The 24,158-nt window shown below is 48.9% G+C and carries 25 protein-coding genes; 12 read left to right on the top strand and 13 right to left on the bottom strand.

Annotated features, from left to right (window positions below; translation table 11 throughout):
• Window positions 1–3: 3 nt before the first annotated feature.
• The 3 genes from AC0L4K_RS19790 (at window position 4) to AC0L4K_RS19800 (ending at window position 4,080) form a co-directional block, all read left to right on the top strand.
• A complete protein-coding gene (locus tag AC0L4K_RS19790; RefSeq protein ID WP_473267640.1) occupies window positions 4–456 on the top strand; it encodes a GDP-mannose mannosyl hydrolase in 453 nt (150 codons plus the stop codon).
• Between the two features lie 96 nt (window positions 457–552).
• A complete protein-coding gene (locus tag AC0L4K_RS19795; protein WP_473267641.1) occupies window positions 553–1,449 on the top strand; it encodes a hypothetical protein in 897 nt (298 codons plus the stop codon).
• Between the two features lie 324 nt (window positions 1,450–1,773).
• Complete coding sequence (locus AC0L4K_RS19800; RefSeq protein ID WP_473267642.1) at window positions 1,774–4,080, top strand: glycosyltransferase; 2,307 nt, start codon at window positions 1,774–1,776, stop codon at window positions 4,078–4,080.
• Window positions 4,081–4,128: 48 nt separating this feature from the next.
• Here AC0L4K_RS19800 and AC0L4K_RS19805 read toward each other — a convergent pair whose 3' ends face one another.
• Genes AC0L4K_RS19805 through AC0L4K_RS19815 form a run of 3 tightly spaced genes read right to left on the bottom strand, consistent with a single transcriptional unit; the run spans window position 4,129 to window position 6,706 of the window.
• Window positions 4,129–5,322 carry a YbfB/YjiJ family MFS transporter gene (locus AC0L4K_RS19805; RefSeq protein ID WP_473267643.1) on the bottom strand — a complete coding sequence of 398 codons (1,194 nt, stop codon included), beginning with the start codon at window positions 5,320–5,322 and terminating at the stop codon, window positions 4,129–4,131.
• 40 nt (window positions 5,323–5,362) lie between these two features.
• Window positions 5,363–5,947, bottom strand: a complete 585-nt coding sequence (locus AC0L4K_RS19810; RefSeq protein ID WP_417225873.1) for a 2-hydroxychromene-2-carboxylate isomerase — start codon at window positions 5,945–5,947, stop codon at window positions 5,363–5,365.
• Window positions 5,948–5,974: 27 nt separating this feature from the next.
• Window positions 5,975–6,706, bottom strand: a complete 732-nt coding sequence (locus AC0L4K_RS19815) for an SDR family oxidoreductase (protein ID WP_473267644.1) — start codon at window positions 6,704–6,706, stop codon at window positions 5,975–5,977.
• A 106-nt stretch (window positions 6,707–6,812) separates the two neighbouring features.
• Here AC0L4K_RS19815 and AC0L4K_RS19820 point away from each other — a divergent pair, with 106 nt between their 5' ends.
• Together AC0L4K_RS19820 and AC0L4K_RS19825 are read left to right on the top strand one after the other, a co-directional pair.
• Window positions 6,813–7,685 carry a LysR family transcriptional regulator gene (locus AC0L4K_RS19820; RefSeq protein ID WP_473267645.1) on the top strand — a complete coding sequence of 291 codons (873 nt, stop codon included), beginning with the start codon at window positions 6,813–6,815 and terminating at the stop codon, window positions 7,683–7,685.
• 74 nt (window positions 7,686–7,759) lie between these two features.
• A complete protein-coding gene (locus AC0L4K_RS19825) occupies window positions 7,760–8,338 on the top strand; it encodes a TetR/AcrR family transcriptional regulator (RefSeq protein WP_417225879.1) in 579 nt (192 codons plus the stop codon).
• Window positions 8,339–8,364: 26 nt separating this feature from the next.
• Here AC0L4K_RS19825 and AC0L4K_RS19830 read toward each other — a convergent pair whose 3' ends face one another.
• Genes AC0L4K_RS19830 through AC0L4K_RS19840 form a run of 3 tightly spaced genes read right to left on the bottom strand, consistent with a single transcriptional unit; the run spans window position 8,365 to window position 11,752 of the window.
• On the bottom strand, window positions 8,365–10,125 hold the full coding sequence (locus tag AC0L4K_RS19830; RefSeq protein WP_473267646.1) for an FAD-binding protein: 1,761 nt from the start codon (window positions 10,123–10,125) through the stop codon (window positions 8,365–8,367).
• Window positions 10,126–10,129: 4 nt separating this feature from the next.
• Window positions 10,130–10,345, bottom strand: a complete 216-nt coding sequence (locus AC0L4K_RS19835) for a 4Fe-4S dicluster domain-containing protein (RefSeq protein WP_473267647.1) — start codon at window positions 10,343–10,345, stop codon at window positions 10,130–10,132.
• A gap of 24 nt (window positions 10,346–10,369) precedes the next feature.
• Window positions 10,370–11,752: a ferredoxin reductase family protein gene (locus tag AC0L4K_RS19840; protein ID WP_473267648.1), complete on the bottom strand. Its 1,383-nt coding sequence runs from the start codon at window positions 11,750–11,752 to the stop codon at window positions 10,370–10,372.
• A 277-nt stretch (window positions 11,753–12,029) separates the two neighbouring features.
• Here AC0L4K_RS19840 and AC0L4K_RS19845 point away from each other — a divergent pair, with 277 nt between their 5' ends.
• The gene (locus AC0L4K_RS19845; protein ID WP_473267649.1) at window positions 12,030–13,520 is read left to right on the top strand and encodes an FMN-binding glutamate synthase family protein; all 1,491 of its coding nucleotides are present in this window, start codon (window positions 12,030–12,032) and stop codon (window positions 13,518–13,520) included.
• Between the two features lie 65 nt (window positions 13,521–13,585).
• On the opposite strand, the gene AC0L4K_RS19850 is transcribed toward AC0L4K_RS19845, so the two are convergent.
• Window positions 13,586–13,807: a PA3496 family putative envelope integrity protein gene (locus AC0L4K_RS19850; RefSeq protein ID WP_417225889.1), complete on the bottom strand. Its 222-nt coding sequence runs from the start codon at window positions 13,805–13,807 to the stop codon at window positions 13,586–13,588.
• Between the two features lie 210 nt (window positions 13,808–14,017).
• Window positions 14,018–14,899 carry a MurR/RpiR family transcriptional regulator gene (locus AC0L4K_RS19855; protein ID WP_417225967.1) on the bottom strand — a complete coding sequence of 294 codons (882 nt, stop codon included), beginning with the start codon at window positions 14,897–14,899 and terminating at the stop codon, window positions 14,018–14,020.
• Between the two features lie 238 nt (window positions 14,900–15,137).
• Here AC0L4K_RS19855 and AC0L4K_RS19860 point away from each other — a divergent pair, with 238 nt between their 5' ends.
• Window positions 15,138–16,265, top strand: coding sequence for a TRAP transporter substrate-binding protein (locus AC0L4K_RS19860; RefSeq protein ID WP_417225891.1), 1,128 nt, complete (start codon window positions 15,138–15,140; stop codon window positions 16,263–16,265).
• Between the two features lie 69 nt (window positions 16,266–16,334).
• Here the strand turns inward: AC0L4K_RS19860 and AC0L4K_RS19865 are convergent, their stop codons facing one another.
• Window positions 16,335–17,714, bottom strand: a complete 1,380-nt coding sequence (locus AC0L4K_RS19865) for a TRAP transporter large permease (RefSeq protein ID WP_417225893.1) — start codon at window positions 17,712–17,714, stop codon at window positions 16,335–16,337.
• Window positions 17,711–18,265 carry a TRAP transporter small permease subunit gene (locus AC0L4K_RS19870; RefSeq protein ID WP_417225895.1) on the bottom strand — a complete coding sequence of 185 codons (555 nt, stop codon included), beginning with the start codon at window positions 18,263–18,265 and terminating at the stop codon, window positions 17,711–17,713. Before AC0L4K_RS19870 ends, AC0L4K_RS19865 begins: the two co-directional genes overlap by 4 nt.
• A 192-nt stretch (window positions 18,266–18,457) precedes the next feature.
• On the opposite strand from AC0L4K_RS19870, the gene AC0L4K_RS19875 reads away from it, so the two are divergent.
• Genes AC0L4K_RS19875 through AC0L4K_RS19885 form a run of 3 tightly spaced genes read left to right on the top strand, consistent with a single transcriptional unit; the run spans window position 18,458 to window position 19,768 of the window.
• Window positions 18,458–19,054 carry a YjaG family protein gene (locus AC0L4K_RS19875; RefSeq protein ID WP_417225897.1) on the top strand — a complete coding sequence of 199 codons (597 nt, stop codon included), beginning with the start codon at window positions 18,458–18,460 and terminating at the stop codon, window positions 19,052–19,054.
• Window positions 19,054–19,314, top strand: a complete 261-nt coding sequence (locus AC0L4K_RS19880; protein ID WP_417225899.1) for a hypothetical protein — start codon at window positions 19,054–19,056, stop codon at window positions 19,312–19,314. Before AC0L4K_RS19875 ends, AC0L4K_RS19880 begins: the two co-directional genes overlap by 1 nt.
• Before the next feature lie 16 nt (window positions 19,315–19,330).
• Complete coding sequence (locus AC0L4K_RS19885; RefSeq protein ID WP_417225901.1) at window positions 19,331–19,768, top strand: hypothetical protein; 438 nt, start codon at window positions 19,331–19,333, stop codon at window positions 19,766–19,768.
• 37 nt (window positions 19,769–19,805) lie between these two features.
• Here AC0L4K_RS19885 and AC0L4K_RS19890 read toward each other — a convergent pair whose 3' ends face one another.
• Window positions 19,806–20,738, bottom strand: coding sequence for an NADP-dependent oxidoreductase (locus tag AC0L4K_RS19890; RefSeq protein WP_473267650.1), 933 nt, complete (start codon window positions 20,736–20,738; stop codon window positions 19,806–19,808).
• A gap of 141 nt (window positions 20,739–20,879) precedes the next feature.
• Here AC0L4K_RS19890 and AC0L4K_RS19895 point away from each other — a divergent pair, with 141 nt between their 5' ends.
• Window positions 20,880–21,104, top strand: a complete 225-nt coding sequence (locus tag AC0L4K_RS19895; RefSeq protein ID WP_417225905.1) for a hypothetical protein — start codon at window positions 20,880–20,882, stop codon at window positions 21,102–21,104.
• Between the two features lie 28 nt (window positions 21,105–21,132).
• Window positions 21,133–21,924 (top strand): sulfate transporter CysZ, encoded by a 792-nt coding sequence (gene cysZ, locus AC0L4K_RS19900; RefSeq protein WP_417225907.1) that lies wholly within the window; start codon window positions 21,133–21,135, stop codon window positions 21,922–21,924.
• A gap of 132 nt (window positions 21,925–22,056) precedes the next feature.
• Here the strand turns inward: cysZ and phoR are convergent, their stop codons facing one another.
• Window positions 22,057–23,370, bottom strand: coding sequence for a phosphate regulon sensor histidine kinase PhoR (gene phoR / locus AC0L4K_RS19905; protein WP_417225909.1), 1,314 nt, complete (start codon window positions 23,368–23,370; stop codon window positions 22,057–22,059).
• Between the two features lie 9 nt (window positions 23,371–23,379).
• Window positions 23,380–24,075, bottom strand: coding sequence for a phosphate regulon transcriptional regulator PhoB (gene phoB / locus AC0L4K_RS19910; RefSeq protein WP_417225911.1), 696 nt, complete (start codon window positions 24,073–24,075; stop codon window positions 23,380–23,382).
• Window positions 24,076–24,158: the final 83 nt, after the last annotated feature.

The following is a 24,158-nucleotide window of genomic DNA, read 5'->3' on the forward strand; positions in this document are numbered from 1 at the left end:
GTTATGTATTTAGATCAAGCAACTTTTACGACTATTATTGAATCTACCCCGTTAATTTCTATCGATTTAGTTGTGGAAAATGCGGCTGGCGAGGTGCTTCTTGGGTTACGTAATAACAAGCCTGCTCAGGGGTTTTGGTTCGTTCCTGGTGGACGCGTCCTGAAGAATGAAACCCTAGACTGTGCGTTTCACCGGCTGTGTCAAGAAGAGCTGGGTATTGAGCTAGCGCGTCAGCAAGCCGATTTTTTAGGCCCATTTGAGCATTTTTACGACGATTGTGTGTTTGATGACGCGATATCGACACATTATGTGGTACTAGGTTACAGGTTACACTTAGATCTTGTTATCGATGCTTTGCCACAACAGCAGCATAATCAGTATGCTTGGTTTGCTCAGGATGAGATGCTGCAGAGTGACAAAGTACATGTGCACAGCAAATGGTACTTGGATAAATAAAGAGTAAAACTATAGAGAGTTTTATTAAAGCTCTTCTTTTATTGATATTATAGTGTCTATGTGAGTGATTTAAGGTAGGGATAGACCGGAATTGTTATGCTGAAAAAATTCGCAAAAAAAATAGTCAACAATCGAGATAGACTTGACGGCTACCGTTATCACTTTGATGTGCTGAGTTCCGATCTTATTGCTGGCTGGGCATTTAAACAAGGCAACGAAAGCCATACACCCGCTATTGAAGTGCGTTCCGGAAATACTGTTTTATGGACGGCGGAAGCAAATACCTTTCGAGAAGACCTTCTTCAAGCGGGTTTTGGCTCTGGGCAGTATGGTTTTTCCATTGTACCTAACTTATCCGCTGTTTCGTCATCGGTGACGAGTGTTGATCTGTATATTGATGGTCATTGTGTTCACAAGGGGGTTCCTTTAGAGGTAGCTTCTAGCGGATTAGAGCGTTATCAAGTCAGTCTCGATGAGGCTTCGGTTGACGAGATTCGAGGCTGGGTGTTTAAAGAAGGTGAGCAGAACTACCGGGCAAAGGTCGAGGCACGTTGTGGTGATGTGGTGGTGGCTTCTGGTTTGGCGGGTGATTTTCGTCAGGACCTTTTAGATGCCAACATCGGCGATGGCCATTATGCTTTCTCGCTTATTCCTCGTTTAGATAAGTTCCCAAGTGCAGAGTGTGAGTGCAGGCTCTTTATCGATGGGGAGAAAGCGAAAGTTGAACCCTTTAGCTTGTCAGCAGACCCTGATGTCATTGCTGAAGCGTTACATAAAGCCAAGTTTGCTGATGAAATCACCGACTTCACTGATAATGTTGATGCAACACTGTCTAAGTTAAAACAGGACGTTATTGCGATTAATCATGCTGCTGAAAATGATGATTTCGCTGTTAGTGGGCAGTTGCAGGTTGCGATGCAGAGTATTGCAGAGCTCTCGGTGAGAGTTAAAACGATTGAGCAAGTGCTGATTAAACACTTTCCTGCAAAATAACGGGCTTGATCAGCCGCTATATGGATATTGCCTGTGCCTTCTCCTCAGGAACACCAAGCAACAATAACAGGGGCTATCGATGATTTCACATCGGGCATCTTATCGGGTTGGGTATTAGACTCCTCTTCTCCGTTACAGCCACAGCCTTTTTTTGTTGAAGTTGATGGCCAGATTGTCACCGATGCGATAGCACACTGCCATCGTGCAGATCTTATTGATCAGGGCTTTGAGAGTGGTAAGCATGGTTTTTCGATTGACCTGGAACTTACTTATGATCAAGTAAGCGGTAAGTTAATTCGGTTATTAGATAAAAACCATCAGCCGGTGAGTGGTGCTGAGTATCAGGTTACTCAAGGAGGCCTGGTCACTTTTGAGTTTATCTCACTGCATGCACACTGCTTTGAATACCGCGTTAGTTGCGAACAGGACATCCCTGAAACGCAACTGTCTCTTCGCTATGGTGATGCCTGTATTGCACTAATGACTGTTACTTTATGTAAAGGTAGCAATTCAATACAGCTATCCGCTCCTTTAGGGGTCCTTGACGGCTTTAATGACAGTTTTTCTATAGAGCTTGCCGGCTTTCCTGCACCGGTTTGGCGGGCGAAACGGTTAGAACCATTAATAGAATCTCATGTACCAGCCGTTTCCCACGTCGACTCATCGGCGTCTTCTTTTCTCGAGCGAATGCGGCATGAAGCATTATATTTACACTGTAAAAATAGCACTGACAAAAATCGTTTAGATAGCGCTTTATCGGCATATCGTTTCTTGCTCGGTGAAGTTGCTGATATCTGTTTGAGCCATTCCCGTCAGGCAAATATTGACGTGAGTGTCTTTATTGTTGCTGCCGACGGTTCAAGTGTTGACCGTATTCTTCACTCCCTTGCGTCAATGATATTTTCATACAGCGAATGTGCATTCGAGTTTATTTTTGTTACGACTGCAAAGCAGAAAACAGTGCTCGTTGATCGCTTGGCGTGCCATCAGGTTGAGTGCAGTTACCTGTGCGTGACAGATTTTAAGTCATTTGGTGCGTTATATTCGCGCCTCGGCTGTCTGGCTCGTGGTAAGTATTCAGTGATAGTGAACCAACCTGTAGAAGTTCTTTCTTCTTGGCTTGATGAGTTAATCGAGCCTTTTGAGCAGTCAACAAGTTCGCCTGATGTGACGACGGTTCAGACTATTTCAGCCACTGGTGATGTATTAATACCGGCCTCTTTTTTGGATATCAATGGTCAATATTGGAGTACCGAACAGCGGGTTAGTTTTTCCCATCCTGCGGTCAGTTTTCGCCGTAAAATGAGCAGTAACGTCACGTCCGTTTGGTGTGTGAGGTCATCTCTTTTAGCTGATGCGGATTGTTCGTCCAATGAGACTAGTGCATTGACATCATTGGATGTTAATAGCTTATCCTCGACGAGGAGTAAGGGCTTAAATATTGCTTATATTCCTCAGTCGAAGGTGATATCAATTGCACCGTTAGATAAAACAATATCTGTTATGGGCTCTAAGCAGGAGGCGAAAAAAAGAGTTTTATTGATTGATCATGCACTGCCTTCAGTCAACGAAGATGCTGGCTCTTATGCTGCGGTTCAAGAGATAAAGCTGATTCAGTCATTAGGCTATGAGGTGATCTTTGCTGTTGCTAAGACGGCCTCTTACAATGATAAAGCATCGTCTTTGCAGCGTTTAGGGGTGGAGGTTGTTTACCGTCCATTCTTCACTACCTTCGAAGCTGTTCTCCATCATTATGTGGATGATATCTGTGCTGTTTATATTACTCGATATAGTGTGGCAGAGCAGGTTCTACCGCTGCTTAAACGAATCAACGCCTTACTACCGGTTATCTTTAATAACGCAGATCTACACTTTTTGCGTGAGCTGCGTGAAGCATTGAACCTGAGTGACCCACAAAAGATTCAGCAAGCAATGTTAACTCGGGATGCTGAATTAGCGGTCATGGATAAAGTAGATGCCATACTGTCTTATAATGATACCGAGCATGCGGTAATTACTTCTCACCTTTTAGAGTCTCAAAAAATACATACCTGCCCTTGGGTGTTAGAAGAGAAAAGTGAAGGGTTACCCTTTGCAAGCAGGCAGGGGATCGCGTTTCTTGGCGGCTATCGGCATACCCCTAATGTTGAAGCCGTTACTTTCTTTGTCGAAAAAGTCATACCCTTGTTAGCAAAAAAAGCCCCAGATATTGTTTTTTATGTGTATGGCAGTCATATGCCAGAAGGTTTTGAGCCGTTGGCGTGCGCTAATGTTCGGTTGATTGGTTTTGTTGAGAATCTCGATGATCTATATCACCAGCATCGAATTTTTGTCGCGCCACTACTATCTGGAGCAGGCATTAAAGGTAAAGTGTTAGAGTCTTTAGCTTATGGCTTGCCAACGGTCTTATCTTCCGTGGCTGCCGAGGGAATAGGTTTAACGCATAATATAACCACGCTATTGGCTGAAACGGCCGAAGAGTGGTGCGATGAAATTATTCGGTTATATCATGACGAGCCCCTGTGGCAGCGTATCTCAGCAAACCAGAAAATAGTCGCACAGGATCAGTTTTCATTTTCAGCGGGGCAAAAGAAAATGCAGTCGATCTTTTCGTCCGTCGGATTGGTATAACCGTCGTTAACGCATCCGACTAAAATCTGCATTCCCTCCTTCTATATCTTAGCTAACTACTTTGAGTTGTGGCTGCTGCATGGGGTCTCGTGTCTTGAGCATCCATAAAAGTAGGCTGCCAAATGCCATAATCAGTGCCGCTAAATACACCGCGTGGGTATAGTCTCCACTTTGCTCCGCTAAGATGCCGGCCATTGCGGGGGCGATGATCTGTGCACTACCGAAGGATAGCGTCATCTTGCCCATCATTTTTGCCGGTTGGGTGGGGTAATAGCGCCCGGCCATGGTGAGTACGAGACAGACCATGCCGACAAAGGTGCCACCAAACAGCACTGCACCAATCATGGTGAAGAGTAAGTTGGCTTCGATGACGGGCAGCAATATACCAATGACTTGAAGTATGCTGGCGCAGACCAGCGCATTTAATATGCCGATCCGCCGTGCCAGCATATCCCAGGCGATGGCGCTGGGGGTTGCGGCTAGCCCTATGACAAGGAAAGCCCAGGTTCCTTGACCTTCTAGACCGGGTAAGCGATTGATAATGGCGACGATAAAGGTCGCGCTGATCACATAGCCAACACCGGCACAAAAGTAGGCGATCTGAAATATGCGCATAAATGATTGACTAGGTGGTGTATCGACCAGTGCTTGGCCGCTATTGGTTTGCGTGGTTTGGTCCGCAGGAGGTAACCAAAGCCATGCGGGTATGATGACCAGTGTGCCGATCAGTGTAAGCAGGAGCCACTGCTGGCTCCAGTCGAAGTAGGGATGCATCAGTTCGACCGCGATTGAGCAGAGAACGATGCCTAGACCGACACCGCAAAAATGGATGCCGAGCTCGCTACGATAATTGTGACGCATTAACCAGTTGAGGATCAGTCCGGCACTGAAGAGTATGCCACCAGCGCAACTTAATCCGGCAATAAACCTAAATAGCGCCCAGAGCCAGATATTTTCAGTTAAGCCCATACCCGCCGTTGTGATTAAGGCGACCACTAAGCTGATGCGGTAGAGGCGATCCCTTAACACTAAGTTGCTGATCATTGCGGTGACGAGGGCGCCACATAGATACCCCAAGTAATTGATCGCCGCTAACCAGCCACCAGCCGCTATTCCAAGCCCGGCTTGTTCCTGCATGAGAGGGAGCAGCGGAGTAAATGAGAAGCGGCCTATCCCCATGGTCAGTATCAGGCCGAGGATGCCGGCACAGAGTACTTTGATACGTTGTGTTTGGGTGCTCATGATACTTCCTTAGGGATAATGGCGCTGTTTAGTGGTGCGATTAAGAGAGGGCTTTTTCGACCCATTCCAGCCGGTCTTGGCCGAAAAACAGCTCATCTTCAACATATAGGCTGGGTGCGCCAAAGACGCCGCGATCGGTTGCTGCGCTAGTGGCGTCGATTAAGGCGGTTTTGCATGTCGGCTCGGCAATCGCAGCCATGACGACGGAGGCATCAAAACCGGCGCTGCTTAATACCTCTGCTAGCACCTCCTTCGAGGATAAATCTTTACCTTCCACCCAAGCGGCGGTAAACATCGCCTGGTTGTACGCTTCAATAGCGTTATTGGCGAGCGCCCAGAAGGCGCCGCGCATTGCATTCACGGTGCTGAACGGGAAATGGGGATTGAGTTGATAGGGCACCTGATAATGATCGGCATAGCGTTGCATATCTTTTTTCACCCAAGCCCACTTAGCGGGGATAGTGATTGGGCTGATATTCTCGCTGGTTTTAAAGACGCCGCCTAAGAGGATGGGCTTGTAATTAACCTGGGCGCCGGTGCGTTCACAGAGTCCTTCAAGCTGGCTCCAAGCAAGGTAGGAGGCTACGCTGATATAGTCATAATAAAAATCGATGGTTTTAGTCATGTTGTCTGCCTTTTTAGTTTAGTGTGCTTACCAGGATTCAGCGAACGGACGGGCATCCTGTTCGAAAGTCCAAGCGCTAGGTGGTTGGTTGTGTAGTTGCCAGTATATTTCTGCTAAATCATCTGGTTGGATGATGCCGTCATCGCCTTTACTGGCATAGAGGTCCGGCAAGTATTGCGCCGTGGCTGGATTTTTTATCAGGCCGTCGATAATGATATGGGCGACATGGATCCCCTGAGGCCCCAGTTCTCTGGCCATACTCTGTGCGAGGGCGCGCAGTGCATGTTTGCCTCCGGCAAAGGCCGCAAAACCACTGTTACCACGAACGCTGGCGGATGCGCCGGTGAATAGAATCGTACCCTGTTGGCGGAGCAGCATTTTTTTCGCCAGTTCACGGCCGAAAAGAAAACCAGCAAAGGCGCACATCTCCCACACTTTGCGATAGATACGGCTGCTAGTTTCGGTAATGCCATAACGCACATTACCGCCAACATTAAACACGGCAACCCGAATTGGACCGAGTTCAGACTCTATTTGCTCGACGAGCGCGATAACCTGTTGCTCGTCGCGGGCATCGGAATGGAATGCGGTGGCGCTACTACCTAGAGCCTCAAGCTCGGCGAGTAAAGGGTTTAGATCACCTCGACGACGGGTCACGACTAGGTGAAAGCCTTCTCGGGCAAAACGTCGGGCAATTGCTGACCCTAAATGATCGCCGGCACCCACAATCAGTGCGATAGGTCTGTCGGTTGTGGTCATCGTTAGCCTCTGATGAGTGTGATGATGGGATAGTAAAAGCCTAGTCGTTCTCGTATGATAAATAAAATCGATTATATCTATAGTTATCATAATTAGAGGTTATGTTATGGAGCTGCAACAGCTGCGCTGTTTTCTCGCGGTAGCCGAGTTAGAGAGTTTTACTCGTGGGGCAAAACGGGCTTTTGTGTCTCAACCGGCGCTATCCGCTTCGATTTCAAAGTTAGAAGCAGAGCTGGGGTTGAAGTTATTTACCCGGAATAAGCGCAATGTGGTGTTAACACCGGCGGGCCATGTATTGTTGAAACGGGCGAAGCGCATTGTCGAGGAGTGTGCCCGGGCGAAAGATGAGTTGAAACACCATGATGTGCAACGGATGTTGCGATTAGGTGTGGTGAATACCTTATCGATCAGCCATGTTGCCCGTTTAATCGAACAATACCGCCGGCAAAACCCCAATTTACGATTGACGGTGTTTGATGCTACCGATGTCGAGATGGAGCAGTTAGCGCAGGCTGGGCGTATCGATATGGCGCTGACATTGTTACAGGAGCGGCCTGATAGTCGGCCAATATTTAAGTATTCGACGGCTTTGTTTTCCGAGCCTTACCGGGTGGCAATGGCGAGTGACCATCACCTGAGCCAATCACCTTCGATTAGCTTCGCCGATTTAGAGAATGAACCCTTTATTGCACGCTCTCATTGTGAGTATCGGCGGGTTTTTCAACAACTGATTAAAGCCAGTGGTGTACGCTTGAATATTGCTTATGTGACCAATCAGGATGATCGGGCGCTAAAGCTGGTGGAAGAGGGGGTGGGTGTAGCGCTAATCCCTGAGCACTATAGCTCCCCCGGTATTGTTAAACGGCCCTTGAGTGATGTCGCGGCGCTAAGGACCGTTGGTTTTGAGTGGGGAGAGTCCGATAATCTCGATGAAGTTGATCAGTTGGTTGCATTTGCGAGTACGGCGCGCTGGCCATGAACGATCGCTCAGATTGTGTTGAACGACCGCTCAGGTTATAATCGACAGCATACTCAACAGAGGTCGTAACCCCGGTGACAAACTTAAAATATGATCGTCAGGACGCTATCGAAAAAGCGACTGATCTGTTTTGGGCAAAAGGTTTTCATGCCACGTCTATGCGTAATATCCAGCAAGCGATCGATATGCGGCCGGGCAGCATTTACGCCTGCTTCGGCAGTAAAGAAGGTTTGTTTAAGGATACTCTGCACCACTATGCACAGATGAGCCGACAGCGACTGCAAGAGTGCGTTGCGGCGTCATCCTCACCCTTGGAGGGCTTGAAACGCTTTGTTCGGGATGCAGTCACCGGGTGTAATATCTCGGCCCCAAGCGGCATGTGTATGTTGGCGAAAACGATCTCGGAGCTGTCCAGCGATAACGCCGAATTGCTGCTCGAGGCAAAACAGTTGCTGCAGAGCGTTGAAGCGGCTTTAGCCGCGCTATTGCGAGAGGCTCAAGTTCAGGGCGAAGTCAGTCGTTTGAAAACCCCTGAGAGTATGGCTCGTTACCTGCAAGTGCAATTGATGGGCTTACGGGTTTATAGCAGTGCCAACAAGGATCAGCAGCAGATAGAAATACTTATCGAGGATGTATTTGATAGTCTGCGTTAAACCCCGTTAGCAATGGCTAGCCTGAATTAGGCAAATTCAGGCCATTTATCAAAGTGTTGTTTTTCCAGCTGCATTTCACCTTTATCGTCTTTATAAAGATTGATCCAAGCTTGCCAATGCTCGTTATCAATTTCAGGATAGTCCAGCCGGTAATGGCTACAGCGGCTTTCGGTGCGCATGAGTGATGCTTTCAGCTTCATCTCCGCCGTGATGATCATATTCATGGTTTCATGGGCAAGGCGTAGATGATGTCGGTCAGCGGCCATCAGCATTGGGCCGTGATGTTCTTTCAGTTCTTCAATATAAGCCAGCGCTGCCTGCATCATGCGCTCTTTTTTAATGTACAACACAAAGTTAGGAATCATCACGCTTTGTAGTACTTGGGTGACCCATGCAGGACTATAGCCCGTTTCGCGTTTTAACGGCGCGAGAATCTCCGCTTTGGTTTGTGCTATTTTTTCTGCGGGTATTGATATCGGAGTCACCGACTGACTCGCCTTCGCCGCCGCTTCACCCGCGATTGCCCCTTGGATAGCCGAGCCTGCCATCGAACTACCGATTTGCGTATAGATACCGCCGGACATATAGGAGCCTAAGGCATCGCCTGCCGCCCATAAACCGGGAATAGAGCTTAAGCCAGTTGCATCGATCGGCACGAGACCTTCAGATTTGTGAATCGCCATCCCTGCTGTTGAGCCACCTACCGATTCACTCCCCATGCCGGGCGGGCCCTTGGGTTTATCACTACCAAATAGGGCTGACAGGCCTCTGGTTTTTGGCGCTTCAGGCGGCGGACCTGCTTGGCGGAAGGCTTCGGGTACGTATGGGCCTGCAGGAACATTCGTTGTTTTTTCTTCTGATTTATTCCCTGGCCCCATACTCACCGGCCCACCATTAACATGGGCGCTGTAGTTCATATCGACGCCTAGGTGGTGATTAACCTGTTCTGAAGTGGTGCTGGGTAACTCTTCTATCTGCCCATGCCAATTATCATAAGAAGAGCCTGAGTTTTTAGCCGAGGCGGGGTGACCATCATTCCACTCCTTCCCAGTGATCCTCGCGCCAATGTTGTAAGCCATAATAGTGCCATCATGGGTGAGATCACATAAAGGGAAACCGTTGGCCTTAAAACCGCCAGAACCGGTGCAGAGCACGATGGTCTTGGCGGAAAAAGTGAAAATCTTATTTTCATCCAGACTAAACCCGGATGCACCAACAACCCGGCCCTGCTGTTTGTGCAGGTGGGTCATCATGATGCGTTCCATGGTTGGAATCTGGCGTTCACGCATGGGTTTGGAAAAACTTTCAAAACATAGCGGTGAGTCGAAGAAGCCCCACTCTTTTAGCTCGGCGACCCGGTCGGCTGAATGTTCTAAAAGCTGACGAGTAAAGACCGGATTATTGGTACCAATCGCTGAATCAGCTACTTTAGCGAGGTATTCATCCGGCGTCATGGTGGCGTTATCTTTATCATAACTAAAAACGCCTTTACCGAAAGGAGTGAGTCCTGAGCTACCTAAACGGCCTTTTGAAACCATTAACACTCGGGCACCGGCATCATGGGCTTTAACCGCCGCAAAGAGCCCAGCAATACCGCTGCCAATGACTAACACATCGGTTTCTAGTTGCTCTTCTGTAAAGCTGTCGGCATCAATGTTGGGCTGATTTCTGGTGGGAGGTTCCAGCGGTGGCATGCTGGGTATATTACCCGCGAAAGCTGCAGCACCAAGCGTCGTGCCGGCGATACCGATAAATGCTCGGCGGCTAAGTTGAGTCGTATCTGACACGGGATTACCTCCAAGAAACAACGACAGGGATCGATTTTTCCGGTGTAATGCTAATCGCATCGACCGGGCAGTAAAGGCGGCATAAATGACAGATCTGACAATCTTCAGGGTAAGCGATGTAAGCCTTTTGCTGTTCATGATCGAACTGTATAACGTCGGTTGGACAGGTCTGAACACAGGTCTTACAGCCTATGCAGCCTGCTATTTCACTAATGGGCATATTGGTGCGCTCCTAAACCTATGGTTAAAACGACAGCTGCTCGTAATGGATAGTGGCGCGGGGTATCTGTAATGCCTTGAGGCTCTTATTGACCGCGGTAATCATCGGTTTTGGCCCGCATAAATAGACGCCCCAGTCGCGCGGCACTGCGATATTGATGACTTGTTCAATACAGGCCTGATCGATAACGCCTTGGTAGATATCACCGTCACCTGTTGTTGTGGCACAAGCTAACTGTTGTTTGAAGTTAGGCATGGTTTGTTCTAAGCGTTTGATCTCGTTCTGTAGCACCATTTGATCCGGGCGGTTATTGCCGTAGATTAATCGAATCGGTCGCGGATCGTTTGCTTGGGCTAAACCGCGTAACAGGCTTAACATGGGACCGATACCCGCACCGCCTGCGATTAATACGATCGCTTTTGCGTTAGCAGATTCTGCCAAACTAATGCTGCCGTAAGGGCCATCGACATAGACATCTTGGCCCACCTTGAGGGTATTCAGTTTTGAGGTGTAGTCACCTAAATTACGAATAATAAAGGAGACTTTCGGGAGATCTGCCTGACATGAAGCAATCGAAAATGGATGCTCATTGACGCCGCCACTGTGCTGGCTGGTGTTTAACCAAACAAATTGACCCGGGGAAAAGCTAAAATCTGCCGCACCTTTTTTCTCGATGGTGACCTGCCAATCGGTACGGCTAAGCTGAGTGACATCAAGTAGTTTAAAAGGCTGAGCCCGCAGTGCTAAGGGTTTAATAAAATAGTTGTGCAATACCATCACCACCGATAGACCACAGAGCACCCACCAAATAAGTTTAAAACTTGCCTGAAACTGACCATGACTGCCGATGGTTGTTACATGCAGTGTGGCGAGTATGGCGATGGCCACAAAACCTAACATATGGGTAAAACGCCAAGTTTCGTAACGCATCTGCAGGCTATCTTTACAGATTGCGGTCAGTATCCAGATAAGCAGACCGACCCAAGCAATAATGCCGGTTAGCATGGCGGGCGCAGTGACAACGGAAATAAGGCTGTGCATGCCATCAGCGAAAGACAGGCTAAAGCGGGGCGCCAGAATCAGTATTGGATGCAGCAGAAAAATAATGCCCAGCCATTGGCCGACCTGTTTATGCCGCGAGATGTTCCAGTCAATATTTGTAAACAGGGTTATTTGCTTTAGGCGGCTGGCTAACGGAAATTGCAGATAAAAGGCCATCATCGCCAACATATTGATGACCATCAGTGTGGTCGCATAGATCCCTTGCTGCGCCATATTCAGGCTGAAGGTGGCTAAAAATGGCAGGGACATTAAGCAAAGGTAGCCTAAGGCTAGCCGACGCTGACGGCTCAATTTTAAGGGTAGCCGTTGGCTAGGCTTGCCGAGTAGGGTTGATTGAAGGCTCATAATGGTTATCCAACGGATGATCAGGACGTCTATTAGGTGTTACACCGGGTTGTTGTTCGCATTGGGTGCTGTTGCTGTACTGCTTTATCTTGATGGTAAGGTGCAAAAGCGCTAAAACCATGCACATAATGTGGATAAAGTAAGGATGTTGGCAGCGCCAAGCGTTTGTTCGCATTAGAAAATGCCCGTTGCTGCCATAGGCAATGCCGGCGGAACAGGATAGGATTGGCGCGGTGGCATCTCGGTATGCCGACAGAGACTAACAAGGAGTGCAAACATGATTGATCCCGTCAGTAGCTTTGCGATTAATTTCGTAGCAATTCTGGGCGGCATCCTGCTGTTGATTGTCGTTGGAGGGCTGATTACAGGGCTGGTTATTTATCAGATTGATAAAAATCAGACGAAGCAGACCATCCGCCGAAACTATCCGCTGTTTGGCCGTTTCCGTTATGTATTTGAACATCTAGGCGAGTTCTTTCGGCAGTATTTCTTTGCGATGGATCGCGAAGAGATGCCATTTAATCGGGCGCAGCGCAGCTGGTGTTACCGGGCGGCGAAGAATATTGATAACACCATCGCCTTTGGTTCTAGTCGTGATTTGCGCACCCCCGGAACGTACTACTTTCTTAACTGTCCATTTCCGACCTTGGAAGAGGATGCCGTCAAGAACCAGCCATTGCAGATCGGGCCTTTTTGTCGCGAACCATACGATGCCAAGTCCTTTTTTAATATTTCCGGGATGAGCTTTGGGGCGATTTCTAAGCCTGCGATTCAGGCGCTTTCGAATGGCGCGCGGGAAGCCGGCTGTTGGATGAACACCGGCGAAGGAGGCTTGTCGCCTTACCACCTCGAAGGAGGCTGTGACATCGTCTGTCAGATTGGTACCGCTAAATATGGTATGCGTGATGACAAAGGCTTTTTGAGCGACGAAAAGCTCAGAGAGAAGGCCGCCTATAAGCAGGTGCGGATGTTTGAGATTAAGCTCAGCCAAGGCGCTAAACCCGGTAAAGGCGGAATGCTACCGGGGGCCAAAGTCACGGCTGAAATCGGTGCTATTCGCGGCATACCCGAAGGGGTCGCTTCGATCAGCCCAAACCGTCATGTCGAGGTTGATTCCGCCGACGACCTGCTGGATATGGTTAGCCATATTCGCGAAGTCACCGGTAAACCGGTCGGCTTTAAGTTAGTGCTAGGATCTACCGCTTGGTTAGATGAGTTTTGTCAACGGGTGGTTGCCCGGGGGCTGGAGCAAGCGCCGGATTTTATCACTCTCGATAGCAGTGATGGTGGCACCGGTGCGGCACCGATGCCGTTGATGGACAGTGTTGGTCTGCCATTACGAGAGAGTCTGCCAATTTTGGTGGATAAATTGGTTAAGTATGGCTTGCGTGAACGTGTGCGAGTGATCGCGTCAGGTAAGTGTATTAACCCGACAGATGTGGCCGCGGCCCTATGTATGGGCGCGGATTTCTGTGTCAGTGCTCGAGGCTTTATGTTTGCCCTCGGTTGTATTCAAGCATTACAGTGTAATAAGAATACCTGCCCGACAGGGATTACCACCCATAATAAAGATCTGCAGCGGGGCTTAGTGCCCGAAGATAAAGCGGTGCGAGTGACTCACTATCATAATAATATGGTTAAAGAGTTGGAGATGATCGCGCACTCCTGTGGCGTGCCAGAGCCGCGCAAGCTAAAACGTAAGCATGCAGCGATGGTGGTCGACAGTGGCCGGTCAGTACCGTTAGATGTTCTCTACCCGGAGATCTAAATCTCAAGCGCTTAAAAAAGCCTGCACTCATGTTGCGGGCTTTTTTATAGCGTGTCTATGTGAGGTTAGCGCTCGTCAAATCCTAGGTCATCAAACCAACGTTCGTCGTTAATTTGATATTCGAGTTCTTTTCGTTGTTTGCGTTCTTCGATGGCGCGTCTAACGGATAAGCTTTTTTCGCTGGCTTTTTTTTGTTGAGCTTGTCGCTCTGTTTCTTCAATACCGACGATGATATCGAAGATTTTAGTTTGAATTTCGTTTAAGTCCTGATCTTTTCGTATAAGCATCGCAATGACTCCTACACCTTCTGCAAAGCTTACCTGAAAGCCGTTTAAGCAAAGAGGCTAACAGGCCTTTGAGCAATTCTGATTAACAGGGAATCTCTTTTTTATAACACTGAAAAGAGAATATCAATAAATTATAGGCCTAAGGGTAGGCACTAACGGATACTGATTTTGCCGTACAACTGTTACAGAAATAGGAAAAAGCGGGCCGATTTATTCTTCAGGTTTGCGCAGTGGCAGGCGTTTATCGTTCTGGCGCAGGCTTTTAAGGCTGCGTTTGATGGTCTTGAGGTGATCCAGCAAGCCCGGTCCGAGCTTCATCGCAACACCGACGGCCAGCACATCAATGACCACTAGATGAACCACGCGGGATGACATCAGGGTACTGAGGTCTTTATCTTCTTCTAGGTCAATATGGATAGCGATGCTAGCTAAGTCAGACAGCGGGGTGTTACTCGGGCAGAGGGTGATGACGGTGACGCCAGCATCTTTGACGAGTTTGACCGCGTGCAGTAGATCTTTTGTCCGACCTGTTTGGGAGATGGCGATTACCACATCACTTTCGGTCAGTGTTGTGGCTGAGATCATCTGCATATGTGGATCTGAATAGGCGGATGCGGCAATTTTTAATCGGTGAAACTTATGTTGTGCATCATTACAGACTGGGGCCGAGGCGCCGAAGCCGTAGAGTTCTAACCGGTTAGTGCTGGCAATAGCGTTAATAGCTTCTTCTAGGGTGTTCGCATCGAGTTCTTCTCTGACCCGCATCATATTGCCGACGGTCGAGTCGAAAATCTTCTGCTTAAACTCACTGACCGTATCTTTCGTATTAAGAGAGAATTGCTCAAAGTTAGCGTTGCTCGCAAGCCCCTGGGCCAGAGTCAGTTTGAAATCCTGAAAACCGTCGTAATTCAGCGCACGACAAAAACGTACCACGGTCGGCTCACTCACATTCGCTTCTGAGGCTAGATCGACAATCCGCATATGAATAACGTCGGAAGGGTTCTCCAAGACGTAATCAGCAACTTTTTGTTCTGATTTTCGCAGGCTGGATTTAGCATCAGCGATAGATTTAAGTAGATTAAGCGACTGCAAGCTGGTTTCCGTTTTCTGGTTAGGCATAACGGCACGAGTATATCAGTAAATCCGTTCAATAGAATAAATGCTGTTGTCATTCGTACAGCATTTTGAATTTGGTAAACATTTACAGGGGGTTGCTTACTATTTGAAATTGCAGCAGATATCACTTGATGCTATGTTCAGAGGGTTATAAATATAAATACAATAATTATCGACAGCTATATAGCTACAATGACGAATAGGGAGAAGCCTTGTGAAACGTCGTGAGATTGTCAAAGTCCTCGGTCTTGGGGTTGCTGCTGCAGGCCTAGCCGCGTGCACGGAAGAGAAAAAAACGGAGGCTGCGGATTGTGCTCAGCCCGCAGCGTCAGCTGCACCGGAAAAGCCGGAAACCATTGAGTGGAAAATGGTAACGACTTGGCCGAAAAACTTCCCAGGTTTGGGAACAGGCGCTAATTACCTCGCTGATCTGATTGATCAGATGAGTGGCGGCCGGATTAAAGTTAAAGTTTATGGCGCCAAAGAGCTGGTGGGCGCACTGGAAATCTTCGATGCGGTTTCCCGTGGTACGGCAGAGATGGGCCACGGTGCTTCCTATTATTGGAAAGGTAAGACACGTGCCGCGCAATTCTTTGCGGCGGTACCTTTCGGCCTGACTGCTCAAGAGATGAACTCTTGGTTGTATCATGGCGGGGGTATGGAACTCTGGGAAGAAGTCTATGCTGAGTTTGGCCTGATCCCGGGTGCTGCGGGTAATACTGGGGTACAGATGGGTGGCTGGTTTAACCGTGAGATCAATGGTGTAGAAGATCTGAAAGGTCTGAAAATGCGGATGCCAGGTCTTGGTGGCGAAGTGCTTAAGCGTGCTGGTGGTACACCAGTACTGCTACCCGGTGGCGAGATTTTCCCATCGCTGCAATCGGGTGCGATTGATGCAACTGAGTGGGTAGGCCCTTACAACGATTTGGCCTTCGGTTTGCACAAAGCGGCTAAGTATTACTACTATCCTGGCTGGCATGAGCCTGGCACCACATTGGAGTGCTTCCTTAATAAAGAAGCCTTTGAAAAACTGCCAGCCGATCTGCAGGTTATTGTACGTAATGCGCTGCGGATTGCTAACCAAGATATGCTGGCTGACTTCACGGCCAAGAACAACCAGGCCTTGCAGCAGTTGGTCAATGAGCACGGTGTTGAACTGCGCCAGTTCCCTGACGACGTGCTTAAAGAGATCAGAGCGCTGTCTGATCAGGTTGTTTCTGAAGAAGCCGCTAAAGATCCGATGTCACAGAAAGTATTCGACTCTTTCGTTAAGTTCCGTGAACAGGCGATTAAGTGGCATGCAGTATCTGAGCAGTCTTACCTGAACGCCCGTACGTTGTAACTATTGGGTAAAGGTTAGGTAATAAAAAAACCCGCAATTTGCGGGTTTTTTTGGTTTTGAATTTACGGTTTAACCGTAAACCAGCGTTGGCAACCAAGTTGCGAGGGCTGGCCATTGCGCCAGTGCCATCAAGGCCACCAGTTGGATCATGATAAAGGGTATAACCCCTTTGTAGATCTGCATGGTTGAAATGCTTTCTGGTGCGACTCCTCGGAGGTAGAACAGAGCAAAACCAAACGGCGGCGTCAGGAATGACGTTTGCAGGTTAAGCGCGATCATTACGCCGAGCCAGACAGGATCGAGTCCCATAGCTAGCAGGATAGGAGCCACGATAGGCACAACCACGAAGGTGATCTCGATAAAGTCGAGGAAGAAACCTAGTAGGAAGATAACCAACATCACCAGTGCGACTGCGCCAAATATGCCACCCGGCAAGTCGGTTAGGAAGTCACGCACTAGGTCGTCACCGCCAAAACCACGGAACACTAGCGAAAAGATCGAAGCACCGACCAAGATGATAAACACCATGGAGCTCACTTGAGTGGTGGTGCGCATCACTTGCTTTAAAATTGATAGCGTAAAGCAGCGTCGTGCCATCGCCAGCAGTATGGCACCTAGTGCCCCCACGGAAGCGGCTTCTGTTGGCGTTGCCCAACCACCAAGAATCGATCCCAACACTAAGCCAACGAGAAACACGGGTGGCAGTAGCGCAAAGATGACTCGCTGAAACATGTTGTCGACTTTGTCCCGTTCTTCTTTTGGAATAGCGGGGACGGTCTCAGGGTGAAAGATCGCTTTGAAGACCAGATACGCAATATAAGCACAGACCAGTAAAAGGCCGGGGATCAGCGCACCGAGGAACAGATCGCCGACCGTAACGGTCTTGGGTGAGTAAATACCTTGCTCTAGCTGTGCCTGTTGGTAAGCCGAGGAGATAACATCACCTAACAGCACCAGCACGATAGAAGGGGGGATTATCTGCCCAAGCGTACCAGAGGCGCAGATAGTGCCGGTAGCGACACCGGGATCATATCCACGGCGGAGCATGGTCGGCAACGAGAGCAGCCCCATTGTTACCACGGTTGCACCGACAATACCGGTACTGGCAGCGAGCAACATGCCAACAACGGTCACGGAGATGCCTAAGCCGCCACGAATAGGGCCAAACAATGTGGCCATGGTATCGAGTAAGTCTTCTGCGATTTTAGATTTCTCTAGCATCACGCCCATGAAGACAAACAGTGGCACGGCGATCAGCACCGAGTTATTCATAATGCCGAACAGACGGTTAGGTACCGCCTCTAGGAAGCTGGCTTCAAAGTGGCCGGTCATAATGCCGATTGCCGCAAAGATCAGACCGGTGCCGGCGAGTGAATAGGCAACGGAGTAGCCAAGTAGCAAAACAAAGATTGCGCCTAAAAACAGCAGTAATGGCAGAAATTCAATCATATTGGATGCTCCTGAGAATCCACTTCGGTCAGATGTGCTTGTCCGGTCAGTACCAGAATATTACGCCCGAGTTCAGCGGTTCCTTGTAGGATCATCAGTACAGGCATGAGGAGTAGGGTTGTTTTCAGAAGGTATACCGCTTCAATACCCCCCGCTTCTTGTGAGCCTTCGAGGGTATGCCAAGAGAACGTTACGTAATCCCAGGAGATCCAGAAGATAAACACCGAAACCGGCAAGAGCAGCACGAGAACACCGATGATATTGATCACTGCTTTGCCACGTTCACCCAATGGCCGATAGAAAATATCGACACGAACATGTCCATCATGTTTGAGGGTGTAGCCTGCCCCGAGCAGAAAAACGAGGCTGTGCATGTAGATGATTGATTCTTGTAACGGGATGTTGCCAACATTTAAAACATAACGCATCACCACGACGATGAAGGTCACCAGGACCATCAGCAATGTTAGCCAGGCAATACTGCGCCCGGTCCATTCGCTGAAACAGTCTAGGCCCTTGACGAGGGTCGCGAGAGGATTCTTATTATTCATGGTTTGTCTTCCACTAAGAACTTGCTTTTCAGGAGTGAGTATACAATAAAAAAACGAATTGAATCAGAGGATTAATATTTGTTCGTTGGAATAAAATCTCCATGCCTTTGGCGAGGGGGAATCCTGCATAACTGCTGCAAAATGATTTCGGCGCTGTACAATAGGAAGAAATTTAGTTCTGGAGTTTATCTGATGTCACAATGGTCACTGGAAAATGAGCTTAAAGCACTCGACGGTTGGCAGTTGAGCGCTTTTTCGGTTGCTGTCACAGAGCGCATGTTTCCTAACTTTGCGCTGTTTTCAACCTTGCTTGATTTTGGTGATCGTCATCAGGTGCGTAGCATCCTCGATGGGGTGTGGAATAAGCTGGGTAATACCGGTGCGGCGATGAATTTTGAGGTTCAGCAGAGCAATGTTGAAGCCAATATGCCAGATCTTGATGTCTTTGATATGTATGGCGCCTCACCGGCATTGGATGCGATGGTGGCCTTGTATTCCACGATTAACTGTCTGTTAGAACCTAATCGCACTGAAGCGGCTAACGTAGGTAATTTGTCACTGGAATGTGTTGCTACCTTTATTGAGGTGACTGCCGATGCGGATATGTCCGATGAAGAGTTGCTTCGGTATATCAGCCACCACGATATGATGCTGCAGGAAGAGAGCTTTCAAGAAGATGTGATTAACCGTCTTAGCGCCGCTAAAAATGCGAATGCGGGATTGATCAGCGAGTTGAAAAAACTTGCGGCGAATGACGGCGTTAGTAACATTGGGGTCAGTGAAGAATAATGCTGCGCTTGGGTTTATTGCTATTGATTCTGCCGGGGGTGGTGTTGATGGGGGTTTTTTGGTCGGAGCTGAGCGAGGTTAATGCTTGTTTATCCGCCGGAGGTTCCTATGATTATTTGGCCGCTGTCTGCGATATGAGTCATCAACATCCGTTTGTCCCTTTTGCTGCTCGTAACCCTCTGTTTGTTAATTTAACCATGCTGGCTTCGGCGGCCGGTTTTTGTTGCTGTCTGTTTGGGCTATATGTCCGGGGCCGCTAAATAAAAGGATTTTCCGATGATGCGACGTTTTTGGTTAGGCCTGTTGCTGGCCATTATTGTGGGTATTTTCTATAGCTGGCTGAATGCACCTGAATGGCTAGAAGGCTGGAACCAAGAGCATCAAGAGATGGTCAATCAACAGCGTCAGGCAGGCATCGCGGCCAGTGAGCAGACCGATCAGCAGGGCTGTGTTGAAAAAGCTCTGCAGCGGGTTGAGCATTGTGATGATTCTGAATACCGCTGTACTGTTGGCGGCGGTACCTTCTTTAAAGCCTGCTGGCAAAACAGTCAGCCTTCGGCGGTTGTTTGCGAGGGCATCCCTCCTTACCACGAAAAGGCCACTGAGGATGATAAAGCCTGGGTAAAAGACCGCTGTATAGAACAGGGTTTGTTAGCGAAGGGTTGTCGGTTGATCTTGCGTCAGCAACAGCAGCTTTGTAGTGCTCAACAATAGTGCCAAGGCGGGGTAAACCGCCTTAGCCTAGCATACCTTAGAAGGTTAGAATCAGCTTGCCGCACACATGGCCGCTTTGACTCAGGGCAAAGGCTTCGGCGGCTTTTTCCAGTGGAAAACTTTCACCGATGTGCAACTTGAGGTGTTCATCGGCCACCAGCTCCCCAATTTTAGTCAACTGTTCAGCGGACGGCTCGCAGCGGATCGGTTCAACCCGACGTCGTTGTGCAGTGCCTGCTGCGATCACTTGATCTTTAGTGACTGAAGGCAGGGTTACCAGTACCCCATCGGGCTTGAGACAGGGCAGGGCTTCAATACCCGTTTCTCCGCCAACACAGTCGATAATCAAATCCATACTGTTGGTATAGTCACTCAGGCTTTGATGATGGTAATCAATGGCCCGCCCGCAGCCCAGTGCCGCGAGAAATTCATGATTACGTAAGGACGCCGTGCCGGACACATGAGCGCCAGCCCACTTAGCCAGCTGTACTGCGAGATGGCCAACGCCTCCGGCGGCGCCTAATATCAATACCTGCTGGCCCGCTTTTAGGTCGCCTTTATCAAACAGTGCTTGCCATGCGGTTAGGCTGGCGGTTGGCAAACCTCCTGCGGTTGTGAGATCAACGGCATCGGGTAGCCTCGCTATCTGCTCTGCCGGGGCGGCAATATATTCGGCATAGCAGCCGGCCGGTTGCGGGAAACGGATCATGCCAAACACCGCTTCACCCTCTTTGAAATCAGTATCGCTAGGGTCTGCGATAACGCCCGAGAACTCCCAGCCGGGAATAAAGGGCAACTCCCCAATAAAACTACTGGCACCGCCACCGGAGCAGGTTTTCCAGTCAATTGGGTTAACGCCAGCCGCTGCTGTTTTAATCAGTACTTCGCCAGAAGCGGGCTGTGGTCGGGATTGTTTACTGTAAATAAGCTCATCAAGGCCGCCAAACTGATGTATTGATATCGTATGCATAAGGTCTCCGGTGAGTGTTAGGTATTCAATGCTTACAGCAGGTTTTTGTATTCACATAAAGTTATAGGCTAAAGCCGCCACTAATGCAGTCTATTTCTGTTAATCTTAGCGCCTCGGATAGCAATTTATGGTGATAAGAAAATGACTCTGGCGGTGTTGGAACAGCTGTTAATGATGGTTGGTCTTGGTGTGTTTCTGGTGTCACTGATACTCTATGTACTGCGAACCAGCGATATTAAATCGATACTGGTGTTCTGGCAGGCAACCATCAAGTTTACTAAACGAGAGTTTATGATTAACCGTATCGGTTTATCATTGATGTTGCTGGCGGTGATTGTGCGTTTTTATAACCACTTTTTTGCCTGATTCGGATGTTTAAGTCATAGAGGAAAAGATGAAAGGAAATCCGTTACGTGGCGCAAACTTTTTATTGCGTGGGTTGGCGATGTTGCCACAAAAGGGGATTCGACACTTTGTCCTGATCCCTTTATTAATCAATATTTTTCTTTTTACCGGCGCGATCTGGCTGTTATTTGATCAGATGGGCTATTGGATCGATTATCTGCTCAGTGCGATCTTACCGGATTGGGATTGGCTGCAGTTTTTGCGCTATTTGTTATGGCCATTGATTGCCGGGCTGGTACTGATCTTGGTGTATTACAGCTTTAGCGTGGTGGCGAATATTATAGCGGCACCGTTTAATGGCATCTTGTCAGAGAAGGTCGAGCAACAGCTACGCGGTGTGACCGTGACTGACTCAGGGTGGCAAGAGATCTTAGCGCTAATACCGCGCACGGTTGCCCGAGAACTTTCTAAGCTACTCTATTACCTGCCGCGGTTACTGTTTTTGATTATCTTGGCCTTTATTCCCGTACTGGGTATGGTTGCGCCTATTTTGTTATTTTTGTTTGGCTGCTGGATGATGGCGATTCAGTATTGCGATTACCCAATGGATAACAATAAAGTGAGCTTTCGGGCGATGAAAGATTCCCTTAAACAGCGTCGTCTAACGTCAGTAGGATTCGGTGGATTGGTTTCTTTTGGCATGATGATCCCTCTGCTTAACTTGCTGATTATGCCTGCGGCGGTGGTGGGGGCGACTATTTTCTGGGTTGAAGAATATACCAACGGTAGTGAAATAGACCTGAGTGGTCTGACGGGCCAAGAGCGATTAGGTAAACGCTAATCCGTTGGGTTGATGACTGCTTTTAACTGGGGCTGAAGCACTTATCTTGGGTGCTGAAGTCGACGGATGCTTTAACTAAAAACGCACTTCATTTTGAAGTGCGTTTTTAGTTTCTGGCAGATAAATGGAGTGTTAATCGGTTTCAACTGCTTCAGCATTAGCGGGAATGATCAGTTCGTTCGGGAAGTGGCAAGTGAAGGTGCTGCCTTTACCTAATTGGCTGCTAATGGTGAGCTTACCACCATGCCTAAGCATCACGTGTTTGACGATCGCGAGGCCTAAGCCGGTGCCGCCACTGTCGGATGAGCGACTTTCATCTACCCGGTAAAAGCGTTCCTGTAATCGAGGCAGGTGGATGCTGTCGATACCGGGGCCATTATCCTGCACGGTGAAGTGGCCACCCTCTTTATCGGTCCACCAGCGCAGTTTAATCGCGCCTTTCGCCGGAGTGTAGCGCACCGCATTGAAGACCAAATTAGAGATCGCGCTATAAACCTCGGACTCCTGACCTAACAGTGTGCTGCTGTGTTCTAACTCCAGAGTGATGGATTGATCTTTCTCCTGTCCGAGGGCCAGCGCATCTTCCCGAATACGGGTGACGATAGCATGGAGAGGGATCGGTAATTCATCGGCTACATGGGCGCTAGTTTCCAAGCGCGATAACAGCAGCAGATCCGCGACGAGGTTTTCCATCCGCCGAGATTGGCTCTCCATCTGGCTCAGGCCGCGCTGTAGTGGGCGTGGTAGGTCTTGATCGAGAAAGGTCTCAAGATAGCCACGGATAACAGTGAGGGGTGTGCGCAGCTCGTGAGAGGCGTTGGCGACGAAATCTTGACGGGTTTGTTCCAGCTGTTTAAGGCGGGTGATATCCCGAGCAACGAGTATACGATCCCCGGCACCGAAACGAGTAATGCGATATTCGAGCACCATATCTTTCTGAATCGGCGACGTTAGCTGCAGCGGATCGTCGTACATGTTTTTACGGTAATAACGCACAAAACGCGGATCGCGTAATAGGTTCATCACCGAGCGGCCTCGATCGGTTTGAGCTTTCATACCGAGTAGCTTTTCGGCGGCTCGGTTCCACCATTCTAAGTGGTTTTGCGCATCGATAATCACGATGGCATCACTCAGGGCGGCGGATGATTGTTGGAAGCGGTGGATGACGTTGCGTAGCGCTTGGGTCCGTGACAGCTGACGCTTTTGGTCTCTGGACAGCTCATCGAACAGTTCGCCCCAGTAACCTCGGCTTTCGGGGACATCGGTATGGTCGATGCGCATGAGCCACTGCTGTAGGCGATTAAACTGTTTAACCTGATAGAGGCCCCAGCCTAGCAGCGCCACTGCGAGTGTCCATCCTGGGTAACCGATAACAAAGCCAACCACTAAGCTAACCGTTGCGGTGAGCGCAAGATTGCTGGCTATTGAATGGCTGGAATTGTACATCAGTCAGTCTCAGGCGGTCTGTGATGAAAAACGATAACCCGTGCCGCGAACGGTTTGGATTAGATAATCATGGCGTTCGCTGAGCGCCTTACGCAGCCGACGGATATGAACATCAACGGTACGCTCTTCGACATAGACGTTGCCACCCCACACCAGATCAAGTAGTTGGCTACGAGTGTAGGCGCGATCTTGATGGGTCATGAAAAACTGTAGTAAACGGAATTCCGTTGGCCCAAGTTCCAGTGGTTTAAGTTCGGAGCTGACGCGATGGGACACCGGATCTAGGGTGAGATCATCAACCGTAATCGGCTCTTCGATACCTTTTGGCGTGGTGCGGCGCAGGACGGTTTTTAGCCGGGCAACCAGTTCCCGGGGAGAGAACGGCTTGGTGATATAGTCATCGATGCCGGTTTCCAGTCCTTGGATCTTATTATCTTCATCGGTTTTAGCGGTCAGCATGATGATGGGAATATCCGCCGTCATCTCATCTTTACGCAGTCGCCGTGCGAATTCGATCCCGCTAATACCGGGCATCATCCAATCCAGCAATACCATATCTGGCTTACAATCGACGATCATTGGATGCGCGGCTTGCGCAGAATCCGCTTCGACACAATCGTATCCAGCCATTTCGAGTGCAACAGCGATCATCTCGCGAATCGGAGCCTCGTCATCAACAATCAGAACGCGTTTACCCGACGTCATGACCAATCACCTCATTTATTTATAATGTATTAAGACGGTCATTAGATTATGAAACTGTTACAGAAATATGACAAAGTCGCCTA

The organism is Amphritea sp. GJ51-11, from assembly GCF_055808735.1.